This window comes from Thermosulfuriphilus sp. (assembly GCF_054026695.1).
Genome location: NZ_JBPMLP010000040.1, coordinates 15,194 through 29,194, shown reverse-complemented (window position 1 = coordinate 29,194; position 14,001 = coordinate 15,194). Strand labels below are relative to the sequence as shown.

Genomic DNA, 14,001 nt, shown 5'->3' with positions numbered 1-14,001 from the left:
CCGGGCCAAAAGTCAAGTTAGAGTTTAAACTCCTTGTCCTTTTTCTCCCACCTCGGCCCGTATCCGGGGAAGGCACTGGGGGTATTTGTCTCTGATGAAGGCAATAAGCCCTTCTCGGACCTCACAGCGCAGATCCCAGGCCGAAGACGAATCCGCAGCACTCATAAGGGCCCTAAGTTCTATGGTCTTCTCGGTGGCCTCTGTTACCTGAAGCCCCCAGACCTTGCCATCCCAAAGGGGGGAGCTTTTAAGGATCCGATAAAGCGCCTCTCGCACTGGCCCTATCGGCAGGCTGTAGTCGGCATAGATATAAACGGTGGCGAGAATATCGGCCGAAACCCGAGTCCAGTTCTCAAAGGGACGTTCGAGAAAATAACTTATGGGAACAATCAGCCTTCGTAAGTCCCAAATTCTGACGACAACATAAGTAAGGGTTATCTCCTCAACCCGCCCCCACTCGCCTTCAACGATGACCACATCATCAATCCGAATAGGTTGGGTAATGGCCAATTGAAAACCGGCAATTAGGCTGGCCAGAGTCTTCTGGGCAGCCATGCCTAAAACAAGTCCGACTAGACCAGCCGAGGCCAGAAGACTTATCCCAATCTGACGGATACGAGGAAAGGTAAGAAGGGCCAGAGAAAAGGCCAAAAATATGGAAAGAACGATGACAATTCGTTTAATCACCCTTACCTGGGTGTAGATCTTCCGGGCCAAAAGATTATCCCGAACCCCTAGTGGATAGCGAATAAGGATCAAATCTTCCAAAAACAGGGCCCCTTCAATCAAAAACCAGGCCAGAGAAGCAATGAGGAGAAGGATCAGACCGTGTCGGACCTCAGAGACACGTCCTTGAGGAAAGGGAATAAAGGCTAAGGCGAGAAAAAGAACCATAATGAGCAAAAGTAGACGGGAGGGTCTCTTAAGATGTCTGAGTAGAAGGTCATCAAGGGGGCTTTCGGTCTTCTGACTGATCCTTTCCAGGAGGGCAAAGATAATCCTATGAACCAGGAGGGCCAAGACAACGGAGAAGAGCAAAAGAGCGCCCCCATAGAGACCAGAACGAACTAATTCTTTCATCCTAACAGACCCCTTATGAAGTTATCCTGCCTATAGGCTTTTTCGATAATCTTTTTAAATAAAGCCCCTGTCAATGGCAAAAGATCCACACCAAGTGGATCATTCCCTCCCCAAAATCCCTCCAAAGGGCTTCTTGACACCTTTTGGAGGCTTTGATATTTTCAAGCCTTACCTAAAGGCGCGTAGCTCAGCGGGAGAGCGCTGCCTTGACGCGGCAGAGGTCGGCGGTTCGAAACCGCCCGCGCCTACCATCTAAGAAACGTCAGGGCCTTGTGGAGCTACCTCCACAAGGTCTTTTAGTTTTGGCCTTGAGGCAAAAGGGGCTTCCTGCTAAAAGGAGGCCCCAGAATTGCCCCCTTCCACCTCCTGCCTTGATTCGGGCCCGGGGGAATCTGGTCCAAACTCTGGAAGGGTCGGGAGAGTGGGGCGCATAACTTGGTTAAGTAATGATCGAAATCTCTTTGCCCACCGGAGAAAAGATAGAGGCTGAGCCCGGGATAACTGCCCACCAAGCCTTAAAAAGGCTTCTCAAGGAGGACCGGCTTCTGGTGGCCGCCAGAATAAATGGCCGATTGGTTGATCTTTCTTCGGTCCTCAAGGATTCGGGGGTCATCGAACCTGTTTTTGCCGATGATCCTTTAGGCCTAGAAATTCTGCGCCATTCTTGTGCCCATGTGATGGCCCAGGCCGTAAAAGAGCTTTTTCCCGAGGCCAAGGTAGCCATTGGGCCGGCTACTGAGCAGGGTTTTTACTACGATTTTGACTACGAGCGAGCCTTTACCCCAGAAGACCTTAAAGCCATTGAAGCCCGGATGAAAAAGATTATTAAAAAACGCCATCCTTTCATCCGGGAAGAGATGTCCCGAGAAGAGGCCATTGATTTCTTTGAAAAGCAAGGAGAGACTTACAAAGTCGAGATCCTTAAGGAACTTCTTGAAGAAAGGGTTTCGGTCTATCGTCAGGGAGATTTTGTTGATCTTTGCCGGGGACCGCATCTTCCCCATACCGGTCTGATCAAGGCCTTTAAACTTCTCTCCTGTGCTGGAGCCTATTGGCGTGGGGATGAACGCAATAAGATGCTCTGGCGCATCTATGGAACGGCCTTTTTCCACAAGGATGATCTCAAAAAATATCTAAACTGGCTAGAAGAAGCCAAAAGAAGGGATCATCGTCGTCTAGGGAAAGATCTGGATCTCTTCTCCATCCAAGAAGAGGTGGGGGCGGGGCTTATCCTCTGGCATCCCAAAGGGGCCTTAGTGCGCAAAATTATTGAGGACTTCTGGCGTGATGAGCATCTCCGCCATGGTTACTCCTTTCTTATCACTCCCCACATTGCCCGACGTGATCTCTGGAGAGTTTCCGGTCATCTGAACTTTTATGCTGAGAACATGTTTGCCCCAATGAAGATTGACGAGGTCGAGTACCAACTAAAACCTATGAACTGCCCCTTTCACATCCTTGTCTATAAAAGCCGGCGCCGCAGTTATCGAGAGCTTCCCCTTCGTTGGTGTGAGTTGGGAACGGTTTATCGCTATGAAAGAAGTGGGGTCCTCCACGGTCTTATGCGGGTACGGGGATTCACCCAAGACGATGCCCACATCTTCTGCCGCCCTGATCAGTTGGGTTCAGAGATCTTTGCCCTTCTTGATTTTACCGTCCATATGCTCTCGGTCTTTGGCTTTGACCGCTACGATATCTACCTTTCTACCCGTCCAGAGAAGTTTGTGGGTACGGAAGAAAATTGGGAACGAGCCACCGAGGCCCTGAAGGGGGCTCTGGAGGCCAAAGGACTGCCTTATGAGATAGACCCTGGTGAGGGCGTCTTCTACGGACCTAAGATAGACATCAAAATAAAAGACGTTCTTGACCGTTCTTGGCAGTGTTCCACCATCCAGGTGGATTTTAATCTCCCTGAGAGATTCGACATCTCTTATATGGCCGAAGATGGCCGGCTTCATCGTCCGATCATGATCCACCGGGCCCTTCTGGGCTCTTTGGAACGCTTCTTCGGCGTTCTTCTGGAACACTATGCTGGGGCCTTCCCCCTTTGGTTGGCCCCGGTCCAGGCGGTGGTAATAACTGTGGCCGATCGCCACATCCCTTATGCCGAGTCCATCTGGGTTAAACTTAGTGCTTCTGGTCTTCGTGTAGAAAAAGACTTCCGAAATGAGACATTGCGGTATAAAATCCGCGAGGCCCAGGTGCAAAAGATCCCCTATATGGTGATAATTGGTGACCGAGAGGTTGAAGAGAGTTCGGTCAGTATACGCACCCGGGGCGGAGAACAGTTTTCGGCCTTAAGTGTAGAGAGCTTTATAGATCGTTTAAAAGAAGAGATAGCCGCCAAAAAGGCTATCTGAAAGAACAAAGGAAGGGGCGGTGGCAGGAGACGCTAAACGTTATCGGATCAACCAACAGATCAGAGCCAGGGAAGTCCGGCTAATTGGGGCCGACGGTAAACAAATAGGGATCGTTCCCCTATCCCAAGCCTTAGAGATTGCTCAAGAGCACGACCTGGACCTGGTAGAGATTGCTCCCCAGGCCCAACCTCCTGTATGCCGGATAATGGATTATGGTAAGTTTTTGTACCAGCAAAATAAAAAGGCCCAGGAGGCTAAAAAGAAGCAATCCACCATCCAAGTAAAAGAGATAAAGGTCCGCCCTAAAACCGATGAACACGATCTGGCGGTAAAGATTAAGCATATTCGTCGGTTCTTGGAGGAGAAAAACAAAGTCAAGGTGAGGCTCTGGTTCAGAGGGCGAGAAATCGTCCATATCGATCGAGGCCGAGAGGTATTGAATCGAATTGTCGAGGCGGTTTCGGATATCGGCCGCATTGAGCAGACCCCCAAGATGGAGGGGCGGCAGATGATCATGATCCTTGGTCCAATAAAAGAGCAAAAGGGGTGATTTCATGGCCAAGAACAAAATTAAAACCAAACGGGCCGCGGCCAAGCGCTTTAAGGTTTCTGGAAGCGGCAAGATAATCCACTTTAGGGCAGGCAAGAGCCACCTTCTTCGCAAAAAAAACCGCAAGCGCAAAAGGCGCCTTCTTAAAGACACCGTCGTGGACAAAAGTCATGAGAAATCCCTTCGGGTTCTTATTCCCTATAAATTCTAGCGAGGTGATAAGAGATGCCACGGACCAAAGGTGGTTATAAGACCAGGAGAAGACACAAAAAGATTCTCAAACTGGCCAAAGGTTATTGGGGGAACAGGAGTCGGAACTTCCGTCGGGCCAAAGAGACTGTGGAACGAGCCATGGCCTATGCCTATCGGGACCGACGGCAACGTAAAAGACAGTTCCGAAGGCTCTGGCAGATAAGGATCGGGGCGGCAGCCAGGCTCAATGGACTCTCTTACAGCAAATTTATGGGCGGGCTCCGGAAGGCTGGAGTGGAGATAGACCGCAAGATGTTAGCCCAGCTGGCGGTAACTGATCCTGAGGTCTTCAGCCGGCTGGTATCAGTAGCCTCAGCTCATCTGAAATAAGCTTGTCCTATGGACGAAGAAAGGCTTAAAAGCCTACGGGCTGAGGCCTTAAGGGAACTCTCTGAGGCCCCGGATTCCAAAGCTGTTGAGGCCATAAAAGTCAAATATCTGGGCCGCAAAGGGCTCCTTACCCAAATACTCAAGGCCGTAAAGGATCTTCCGGTCGAGCTTCGTCCAACAGTGGGCCGGCTGGCCAATAAGACCAAAAGGGAGCTCGAGGCCAGTATAAAACAGCGCCTGACTCAACTTAAAGAGATTGAGGCCTCTCAGGTACCTGGGCTTGATCTCACTCTACCAGGGCGTCCCTATCCTTTGGGGCATCTCCACCCTATCACCCAGGTCATGGAAGAGATCTGCGATATCTTTGTCCGGATGGGATTTACCATCGAGAGAGGACCAGAAGTAGAACTAGACTACTACAATTTTGAAGCCCTAAATATTCCCAAGGACCATCCGGCCCGGGATATGCAGGCCACTTTTTATATCTCCGAAAATGTCCTCCTTAGGACCCATACTTCTCCCATCCAGATCCGGGCTATGGAAAAAAGACGTCCCCCTTTGAGGATTATCGCCCCTGGGAAGGTCTATCGCTGTGATTCCGACGTTACCCATACGCCTATGTTCCACCAAGTAGAAGGGCTTATGGTGGATCGGGACGTCTCTTTTGCAGATCTTAAGGGTGTTCTGACCCATTTTATACACCAGATCTTTGGACCCCAGACAGCTGTTCGCTTCCGCCCCAGTTTTTTCCCCTTTACCGAACCATCGGCAGAAATTGACATCCAGTGTGTCATGTGTGGAGGCGATGGCTGTCGGGTCTGCGGTCAGACAGGATGGCTAGAAGTCTTGGGAGCAGGTATGGTCCATCCCAATGTCTTTGCCAGTGTAGGTTATGATACCGAAGAGTGGACTGGCTTTGCCTTTGGTCTGGGGGTGGAAAGGATCACCATGCTCAAGTATGGCATTGATGATATCCGGCTCTTTTTCGAAAACAACTGGCGTTTTCTGGAGCAGTTTTAGGTCATGTTGGTACCCTATTCTTGGCTTAAAGAGTTCGTCAATATAGATGCCTCTGCAGAGGAGATCGCCGAGGCCCTGACCATGGCCGGTCTTGAGGTCGAGGGAATTGAAGAGGTCTATGATTATCTAGAAAAGATCATCGTCGGCGAGATACTCGAAGTCTTCCCTCATCCGAAGGCTGAATCTCTTTCAGTCTGTCTGGTCCATGGAGGGGAGAAGACCTACCGGGTAGTCTGCGGGGCCCCTAATGTGGCCAGAGGTCTTAAGGCTCCATTGGCCCTCCCGGGAGCTATCCTCTTCAATGGTGAGGAGGTTGTTCCGACCACCATCAGGGGAGAGCCCTCTGAGGCCATCCTTTGTTCGGCTGCCGAAATCGGCCTGGAAGAGGAAAGGGATCGTCTCATGTCCTTGTCTGAAGATTTAGCCCCTGGTCTCTCGCTCAAGGAGGCCTTAGGGCTTAGTGACCCCGTCTTTGAGATTGGCATTACTCCCAACCGGGGAGACTGCCTTTCCATCTTAGGGGTAGCCCGAGAGATAGCGGCCATCTTCGACTCTCCCCTAACGCTTCCTCCCCTCCCTGAGCCCCCTTTAGGCTCAGAGATCAACAATCTTGTGGAGATAACCATCGAGGAACCAGGGCTCTGTTATCGCTATGCTGCCAGGATCCTCAAGGGGGTAAAGATTGGTCCTTCACCCCTTTGGCTCCAACGAAGGCTTAAGGCCGTAGGAATACGGCCTATAAATAATATTGTTGACGTCACCAACTATGTTCTCTTTGAGATTGGGCAACCTCTCCATGCCTTTGATCTTCGATATCTTGAAGGCTCCAAGGTCGTCGTCCGTCGGGCCCGACCGACGGAGGTTATCGTAACCCTGGACGGGATCGAGAGACGTCTTGATGAAGAGACTCTGGTCATCGCCGATGCCAGACGGCCGGTAGCCATTGCTGGGATTATGGGAGGGGCTGAGAGCGAGATTACGGAAGAGACCAGGGATGTTCTTATCGAAAGCGCCTGTTTTAACCCTACCAGCATCCGTCGGACCTCACAGAAGCTCAAGCTCTCCAGCGAATCATCCTATCGGTTCGAACGGGGAACAGATCCCGAAGGGGTTATCCTGGGGCTTGAAAGGGCAGCCGCCCTTATGGGTGAGCTGGCTAAAGGAGAGATTGTCTCCGGAAGAATCGACGTTTATCCCCGACCAGTAGAGAAAAAGGCCATTCCCTTAAAGGCTAAAGAGATCCGGCGCCTTCTAGGAGAAGATATTGATCTGGAGCTGGCTGACGGGATTCTCAGGCGTCTTCAGATGGAAGTCCGCCGAGAAGGAGAGATCCTTTGGGTCAAACCGCCAAGTTTCAGGAACGATCTCTCCTTTGAGGCCGACTTGGTAGAAGAGGTAGCCAGACTCTACGGTTACGGCCTCATCCCTACGACTCTACCCAAGGCCTCTCTTGAGGTCGAGGCTCCAGAACGGTCCTGGCGTCTTCTCCAAAAGCTTCGGCAAATACTTACGGGTCTAGGTCTTTCAGAGATCATCTCTTACAGCTTCATAGCGATGCGCTGGCCTGATCTCTTACGACTCCCCCCAGATGATCCCCGTCGGCAGGTAGTCCGCATCTTAAATCCTCTTTCTGAAGACCAGGCCATCATGCGGCCGAGCCTTATCCCCGGACTTCTGGAGACTGCTCAAAGAAATATCTTTCGAGGCAACTCCAATCTTAAGCTTTTTGAGATCGGGAAAGTCTTTATAGATGTAGGGCAGGATCTCCCCCAAGAACGACTGATGATCGCCGGTCTCATCACTGGTATCTCCAGACCTGAATCTTGTCACGAACAGCCTAGAATGCTGGACTTTTTTGACCTCAAGGGTCTTGTCGAAGCCTTGACCAAGGCCTTGAGAATTGAAGTCGAATTTCGGCCTCACTCCTCTGAGCCATATCTTCGGACTGGGATCTCCTTGGAGATGATCTGTAAGGAGAGGGGTTGGGGGCACCTAGGTGAAATATCTCCGGCCCTTCGTGAGGATCTGGACCTTAAAGATCCTCTTTATGTCTTTGAGATCTCGTTTGAAGACCTATTAGACCTCTGGGACGAAGGACGACATTTCCGTCCTCTGCCCCGTTATCCAGCTACGAGCAGGGATATTGCTATCGTCATCTCCGAAACCATTCCGGCCGCAGACATACTTCGTTTTGTCCAGGGGCAGGAGATTCCTTATCTGGAAGAGGTCTTTATATTTGATGTCTATCAAGGGAAAAATATTCCTCAGGGGTATCGTTCATTAGGTCTTAGGTTTATCTATCGGGCTCCGGACCGGACGTTGACCGATGAAGAGGTAAATTCCATTCAGGAAGAACTTACCCAAAAGATCCTTAAGGAATTCAAGGCCCGAATAAGATGAAGAATAAAACCGTGACCAAAAAGGAACTGGCCCAGCATCTTCATAACACCCTTGGTTTTTCAGTCCGTAGCATGACTAGGGTAGTAGATGAGATCTTCGAACTCATCAAGGAGGCCCTCATCATCGGAGAACCGGTTAAGATTGTTCGTTTTGGTACCTTTGAACCTTATGAACGCCGGGGGCGACGGGGAGTCTCTCCCCGAAGTGGAGAGACTATCGAGATACCAGATCAAAAAACAGTAGTTTTTCGGCCGAGCCCTACCCTGCGTAAAAACCTCAATGCCCGCTAATGACAAAGAAATCAAGATCCCGGATAAAGCCTACTTTCGCATCGGTGAGGTGGCCGAGATCACCGGGATCGAACCCCACGTCTTAAGATATTGGGAGAAGGAATTCCGTCAGATTCGTCCTCAACGAGTGGCTGGCCAGAGGCTTTATCGCCAAAAGGATGTCCACCTCATCTTCAGGATAAAAAAGCTCCTCTACGAAGAGGGTTTCACCATCTCTGGGGCCCGTAGAAAGCTTACCGAAGAGAAAAAATCTCCCCCTAAGGATCTGATTAGAGAAATCAGACTGGAGCTCCTGGAGCTCAAAAGACTCCTTGATAAGGACTGATGTTTGCTAAACGACAAGAGAGAATAAGGATTGAAAAACTTGTCTATGGTGGCGACGGTCTGGGACGACTCTCCGATGGTCGAATAATCTTCATTCCCGACAGCCTCCCGGGCGAAGAGATCGAGACCGAGATCTATCGCCTGGAAGGAGACTACGCCCTGGGAAGACCCAAGACTGTTATCAAGGCCTCTTCCTGGCGCATCTCTCCTCAATGTGAGTATATCCCCCATTGTGGAGGGTGCCAGTGGCAACACATCTCCTATGAGGCCCAACTTGAGCTCAAGGAAAAGATCCTTAAGGAGACCCTGGAAAGAATCGCCCATCTTCCTCGAGAAAAGGTCCGCCAGATTATCCCCTCCCCTCACACCCTCTCCTATCGCCACAAACTCCAGTTCCACGTCCAGCCAGAGACCGGGGCCCTTGGTTTTCTAAAGAGGCGCTCCCATCAACTGGTACCAGTTAGAAGGTGTCTGCTGGCCAGAGAAGAAATCAACCAGGTCCTTGAGGCTTTGAGAGCCTCTGCCGCCTGGTTGCGAATAGCCCAGGTGGCCAGGAGGGTTGACCTAGCCGTCAGCCCAGCTGAAGGCCAAGTCGTCTTTCTGGCTTGGCTAAAACTCAGACCTAGTCAAGAGACCATTGAGGAGTTATTGGGCGAGGTTCCGAAGCTGAAGGCCTTCTTTTATTGGCTAAGGGGTCCCCTTCCCGAAGGCCCTTTCCCCCAAGGAGCCTCTTATCGAGGCCGAAGGCTCTTCCCCGTCCCGGGCAAGACCTTGGGCCTGACCAAAGACTACGCCTTTGTGGCGGCACCAAAGGTGTTCACTCAGGCCAACTGGCCGGTCAATCTCAAACTGATCAGCTACGTCATGGATCTGGTCCAGAGCGAAAGTGTCCTTGATCTTCACTGCGGCATGGGCAATTTTATCATCCCGCTGGCCACTAAAGTTAAACGAGCCATGGGGGTTGATCTTGACGATCGGGCCATTGCCGATGCCCTGGATAACCGTCAGCTGTGGGGGCTGGAAAGAATTCGCCTTGAGAGACTCTCGGCAGCTGAGTGTCTTTGGCAGTTGACTAAAGAGACCGAACGGTTTGAAACCGTGGTCCTCGATCCGCCTAGGTCAGGCTGCAAAGAGGTTGTCCGCTTCCTACCAGATGTAGCCCCCGAAGAGATTATCTACGTCTCCTGTGATCCTCCGACCCTAGCCCGGGATCTCAAACTTCTTAAAGAGATCGGCTATATAGTCGACCATGTTCAGCCCTTCGACATGTTCCCTCAGACGTTTCATTTAGAGACCGTGACCGTCCTGAAGAAAAAGAAGGCGTAGTTTCTCAAGATAGGTCCCCAGACCTGAGAGTGCGGAGTCCCTCTTTGAGTTCTTTACCACATCGAAACAGGGGGACCTTTTTAGCCTCTACCTGAATGGCCTCGCCGGTCTTGGGATTGCGGCCTCGGTAGCCGGACCGCTGCCTGACCCTTAAGGAGCCAAATCCCCTTATTTCCAGCCCCTCGCCTCTCTCCAAGGCCTTCGCAATGGTCTCTAGGATAACCTCAACTGCCTCCCGGACCTCTCTACGGGGGATACCGGACCTTTCGGACAGTTTGGAAATGAGATCAGACTTGTTCATCTTCTTCTATTAGACCAAAAAGGGCAGGGGGTTACCCTGCCCTTTTGAATCTTAAGGACTACTTCATTTCCTCAAAGTCGGCATCGATGACCTCATCTCCACCGGCCTTTCCGGCACCAGAGCCTCCTGAGGGAGCCTCTCCGGCCTGGGAGCTCCCCCCGGCGGCACCTTCCTGGGCCGTCTTCTGATAGATCATCTCTGCCAAGCGGTGACTACTTCTGGTGAGGGCCTCAGTGGCCCGACGAATAGCCGCCGGATCATTGCCCTCCATGGCCTGACGCAACTCTTTGATCTTTTCCTCAATCTCCTGACGCAGGCCCGGATCGACCTTATCTCCCAACTCGTTGAGGGATTTCTCTGTAGAATAGATCAAAGTGTCGGCCTGGTTGCGAGCCTCAATAAGTTCCCGCTTCCTCCGGTCCTCCTCGGCATGGGCTTCGGCCTCTTTGACCATGCGTTCAATCTCCTCCTCCGTAAGGCCAGAAGAAGGCCGAATAACGATGGACTGTTCCTTGCCTGTAGCGAGATCCTTGGCTGTAACGTGAAGGATACCGTCGGCATCAATATCAAAGGTGACCTCGATTTGGGGCACGCCCCGGGGGGCTGGAGGAATGCCCACCAAATCAAAACGCCCGATACTCTTGTTGTCTGCCGCCATAGGACGCTCACCCTGGAGCACGTGGACAGTCACCGAGGTCTGGTTGTCGGCAGCAGTGGTAAAGATCTGGCTTTTTCTGGTGGGGATAGTCGTGCCCCGAGGAATGATAACCGTAAAGACCCCTCCTAGGGTCTCAATCCCCAAAGAAAGGGGAGTCACGTCGAGAAGGAGGACATCTTTGACCTCCCCTTTAAGCACCCCAGCCTGAATGGCCGCTCCCATGGCCACAACCTCATCTGGATTAACCCCTTTGGCCGGCTCTTTGCCAAAGATCTCTTTGACCTTCTGCTGGACTCGGGGCATCCTGGTCATGCCCCCGACCAAGATAACCTCGTCGATATCTTGAGCCGTAAGGCCAGCATCACTCAGGGCCTGCCGACAAGGAGGCTCAAGCTTGGCAATAAGGTCTTCCACCAAACTCTCCAGCTTGGCCCTGGTGATCTTCATCACCAGGTGTTTGGGACCACTGGCATCAGCGGTAATAAAGGGGAGGTTGACCTCGGTTTCCATGGCTGTAGAGAGCTCTATTTTGGCCTTCTCAGCCGCCTCCTTTAGCCTCTGAAGGGCCATCCGATCCTGGCGGAGATCAATGCCATGTTCTTTCTGGAATTCATCAGCAATGTAGTCCACCAGACGCATATCGAAATCTTCACCACCAAGGAAAGTATCTCCAGCGGTAGATTTAACCTCAAAGACTCCTTCGCCTATCTCCAGGATGGAGATATCAAAGGTGCCACCACCCAGATCAAAAACAGCAATACGTCCTTCTTTCTTCTTATCTAGTCCGTAGGCCAGACAGGCCGCAGTCGGCTCGTTAATGATCCTCAAGACATTAATGCCGGCAATTCGACCAGCGTCTTTGGTAGCTTGGCGCTGGGAGTCATCAAAATAGGCAGGTACGGTGATAACCGCCTCTTTGAGCTCTTGGCCCACGTAGTCTTCTGCAGTCTGCTTCATCTTCCTGAGAACCATGGCCGAGATCTCCGGAGGGCTATAACGCTTGCCTCGGACCTCGACATGGGCATCCCCATTGGGAGCTTCAACTATTTTATAGGGCACCCGCTTCATCCACTCTTGGACCATGGGATCATTAAACTTGCGCCCCATCAGACGCTTGATGCCAAAAATGGTGTTCTCCGGATTGGTAATGGCCTGACGTTTGGCCAGAAGGCCCACCAGGATCTCACCACTGTCAGTAAAAGCCACCACCGAAGGGGTGGTCCTCTGGCCTTCCTGATTGACTATAACCTTGGGCTCTCCTCCCTCCATTATGGCCACACAGGAGTTGGTCGTCCCTAGGTCTATCCCGATGGCCTTATTGAGATCTTTCTTTTCTGCCATTTTTCCTTCCTCCTGATATTAAAATTCTTGTTATTTTCGATCCGAATCCTTATTTTTGGGCTTTTTGGCTACCACCACTAAAGCCGGCCGCAAGACCCGTTCATGTAAACGATAACCCTTCTGAAGCCCCCTGACCACCGAGCCCTCTTCGTGTTCGTGGGTCTCTTCAACCATAAGGGCCTCGTGGATCTCCGGGTTAAATGTCTCACCCACGGCGGCCTCAAACTGGGTGAGACCAAATTTCTCCAGAGTCTTCAAAAAGCCTTTAAGGGTTAGCTCAATACCTTGAACGAGGCTGTCAATATCGGCCTGCTTGCCCGCGTGCTCAAGGGCCCTCTCCAGATTGTCTACAAAGGGTAAAAGCTCGCGGACAAAACCTTCCAGGGCGTATTTGGCATATTCTTCCTTTTCGCGCCGAACCTGCTTTTTGAAATTCTCCAGCTCTGCCGCCAGACGGAGCATCTGATCGTAGTATCTTTTGGCCTCAAGCTTGGCCGCTTGAAGCTCCTCTTCAAAACCTTCCTCCTGAGGAGCAGAAGGGGCCTCGGCCCCGGAAGCCTCTTGTTGGGGTTCTTTCTCCTGGAATTGATCCTTTTTAACCTCACTCATAGCTGGTGGTCCTTTCCGATATAGTTGATGAACCTTTCCCATTTTTGGCCGTTAAATTCGACCTTTAGGCCTCCTTTAAAGGCTCTTTTTTTTAAGCCGGCAAAAAAGTTAAGACTAGAGGGCTAACTTGTCCAGAAGGCGGCTTAGAACCTTGGCCGTGTATTCGACCAAGGGGACCACCCGGGCATAGTCCATACGCATAGGTCCCAGAATGCCCAAAGATCCCACCGGGTGATCGCTCTTAAGGTAAGGAGAGACGATCAGACCGATGTCCTTAAGATCGCCAAGGCTACTTTCAGAGCCGATAAAGATCTGGACCCCCTTGGCGGTAAAGCACTTATCCAAGATCTCAATGAGGACGGTCTTCTCCTCTAGGGCCTTAAGCACCGCCCGCAGCTTTTCCATCCTTTTAAACTCTGGATGTTCTAGGAGCCTGGTGCTACCCTCAACAATGAGCTCCTCAGCGGCCTTGAGCGAGACCAAACCCTCATAGAGACCCTCAAAAAGCCTCTTCTCTTCTTCCATCTCCCGGAGGATTTCATCCCTAGCCTCAAGGAGAGATAGGCGTTCTAATTTTTCGTTTAGATATCGGGCAAAACGGTCCAGGGCCTCCTGAGAGACGTCACCGTTTAGCTCGACGAGACGGTTCTGAACCTGACCAGTCTCCCCTACACAGATAACGAGCACCGTGCCTTCTTTTAGACGGACAAATTCCACATGGCGGAGATTCTCAAGACCCATCCGCGGAGAGAGCACCACCGCCGTATGACCGGAGAGTTCTGAAAGAAGCCGGCTGGCCCCTTTCAGAAGGGCCGTGATGTCCTCAATGGGCTGGCTGGAGAGGGTCTCCTCAATAGTCTCGGCCTCCTCCGAGCTGAGACGCCTAAATTTAAGAATAAAACGAATATAGTACCGAAACCCGGCCTCAGTGGGCACCCGGCCCGCCGAGGTATAGGGCTGATAAAGGAGCCCCAGTTCCTCTAAATCAGCCATTATATTGCGCACAGTAGCCGGTGAACAACCAATCTCTGGCCTTTTGGCCACCAGACGCGACCCAACAGGCTCGGCTGTCTGGACATAAGTCTCCACTACTGCTGACAGGATCTTATGAGCCCTTTCTGATATCTGGACTGTTATGGTCTCCATCATCAGTAAATTTA

At 51.6% G+C, this 14,001-nt stretch carries 14 protein-coding genes and 1 tRNA gene; 10 read left to right on the top strand and 5 right to left on the bottom strand.

The window, feature by feature from the left end:
* Window positions 1-24 precede the first annotated feature (24 nt).
* Window positions 25-1,080 (bottom strand): mechanosensitive ion channel family protein, encoded by a 1,056-nt coding sequence (locus ACXJJX_RS06300; protein WP_456433271.1) that lies wholly within the window; start codon window positions 1,078-1,080, stop codon window positions 25-27.
* 176 nt (window positions 1,081-1,256) lie between these two features.
* On the opposite strand from ACXJJX_RS06300, the gene ACXJJX_RS06295 reads away from it, so the two are divergent.
* From ACXJJX_RS06295 to rlmD, 10 genes are all read left to right on the top strand, one after another.
* Window positions 1,257-1,331, top strand: a tRNA-Val gene (locus ACXJJX_RS06295).
* Window positions 1,332-1,526: 195 nt separating this feature from the next.
* On the top strand, window positions 1,527-3,440 hold the full coding sequence (gene thrS / locus ACXJJX_RS06290; protein WP_456433269.1) for a threonine--tRNA ligase: 1,914 nt from the start codon (window positions 1,527-1,529) through the stop codon (window positions 3,438-3,440).
* A gap of 19 nt (window positions 3,441-3,459) precedes the next feature.
* Entirely contained in the window at window positions 3,460-3,990 is a 531-nt protein-coding gene (gene infC, locus ACXJJX_RS06285; protein WP_456433267.1) for a translation initiation factor IF-3, read from the top strand.
* A gap of 4 nt (window positions 3,991-3,994) precedes the next feature.
* A complete protein-coding gene (gene rpmI / locus ACXJJX_RS06280; protein WP_456433265.1) occupies window positions 3,995-4,201 on the top strand; it encodes a 50S ribosomal protein L35 in 207 nt (68 codons plus the stop codon).
* Between the two features lie 14 nt (window positions 4,202-4,215).
* Window positions 4,216-4,572, top strand: coding sequence for a 50S ribosomal protein L20 (rplT, locus tag ACXJJX_RS06275; protein WP_456433263.1), 357 nt, complete (start codon window positions 4,216-4,218; stop codon window positions 4,570-4,572).
* A gap of 9 nt (window positions 4,573-4,581) precedes the next feature.
* The gene (pheS, locus tag ACXJJX_RS06270; protein ID WP_456433261.1) at window positions 4,582-5,592 is read left to right on the top strand and encodes a phenylalanine--tRNA ligase subunit alpha; all 1,011 of its coding nucleotides are present in this window, start codon (window positions 4,582-4,584) and stop codon (window positions 5,590-5,592) included.
* Between the two features lie 3 nt (window positions 5,593-5,595).
* Window positions 5,596-7,992 (top strand): phenylalanine--tRNA ligase subunit beta, encoded by a 2,397-nt coding sequence (gene pheT, locus ACXJJX_RS06265; protein WP_456433259.1) that lies wholly within the window; start codon window positions 5,596-5,598, stop codon window positions 7,990-7,992.
* Complete coding sequence (locus ACXJJX_RS06260) at window positions 7,989-8,282, top strand: HU family DNA-binding protein (RefSeq protein ID WP_456433257.1); 294 nt, start codon at window positions 7,989-7,991, stop codon at window positions 8,280-8,282. The genes pheT and ACXJJX_RS06260 overlap by 4 nt, the downstream gene beginning before the upstream one ends.
* Window positions 8,272-8,607 (top strand): MerR family transcriptional regulator, encoded by a 336-nt coding sequence (locus ACXJJX_RS06255; protein WP_456433254.1) that lies wholly within the window; start codon window positions 8,272-8,274, stop codon window positions 8,605-8,607. Before ACXJJX_RS06260 ends, ACXJJX_RS06255 begins: the two co-directional genes overlap by 11 nt.
* Window positions 8,607-9,932 (top strand): 23S rRNA (uracil(1939)-C(5))-methyltransferase RlmD, encoded by a 1,326-nt coding sequence (rlmD, locus tag ACXJJX_RS06250; RefSeq protein ID WP_456433251.1) that lies wholly within the window; start codon window positions 8,607-8,609, stop codon window positions 9,930-9,932. Before ACXJJX_RS06255 ends, rlmD begins: the two co-directional genes overlap by 1 nt.
* Before the next feature lie 4 nt (window positions 9,933-9,936).
* Here the strand turns inward: rlmD and ACXJJX_RS06245 are convergent, their stop codons facing one another.
* The 4 genes from ACXJJX_RS06245 to hrcA all read right to left on the bottom strand — a co-directional run bounded on the left by ACXJJX_RS06245 (window position 9,937) and on the right by hrcA (window position 13,990).
* Window positions 9,937-10,233 (bottom strand): HU family DNA-binding protein, encoded by a 297-nt coding sequence (locus ACXJJX_RS06245; protein WP_456433249.1) that lies wholly within the window; start codon window positions 10,231-10,233, stop codon window positions 9,937-9,939.
* 58 nt (window positions 10,234-10,291) lie between these two features.
* Window positions 10,292-12,232 (bottom strand): molecular chaperone DnaK, encoded by a 1,941-nt coding sequence (gene dnaK / locus ACXJJX_RS06240; RefSeq protein ID WP_456433247.1) that lies wholly within the window; start codon window positions 12,230-12,232, stop codon window positions 10,292-10,294.
* Between the two features lie 30 nt (window positions 12,233-12,262).
* Window positions 12,263-12,841 (bottom strand): nucleotide exchange factor GrpE, encoded by a 579-nt coding sequence (gene grpE, locus ACXJJX_RS06235; RefSeq protein ID WP_456433245.1) that lies wholly within the window; start codon window positions 12,839-12,841, stop codon window positions 12,263-12,265.
* A gap of 114 nt (window positions 12,842-12,955) precedes the next feature.
* Window positions 12,956-13,990, bottom strand: a complete 1,035-nt coding sequence (hrcA, locus tag ACXJJX_RS06230) for a heat-inducible transcriptional repressor HrcA (protein ID WP_456433243.1) — start codon at window positions 13,988-13,990, stop codon at window positions 12,956-12,958.
* Between the last annotated feature and the right edge of the window lie 11 nt (window positions 13,991-14,001).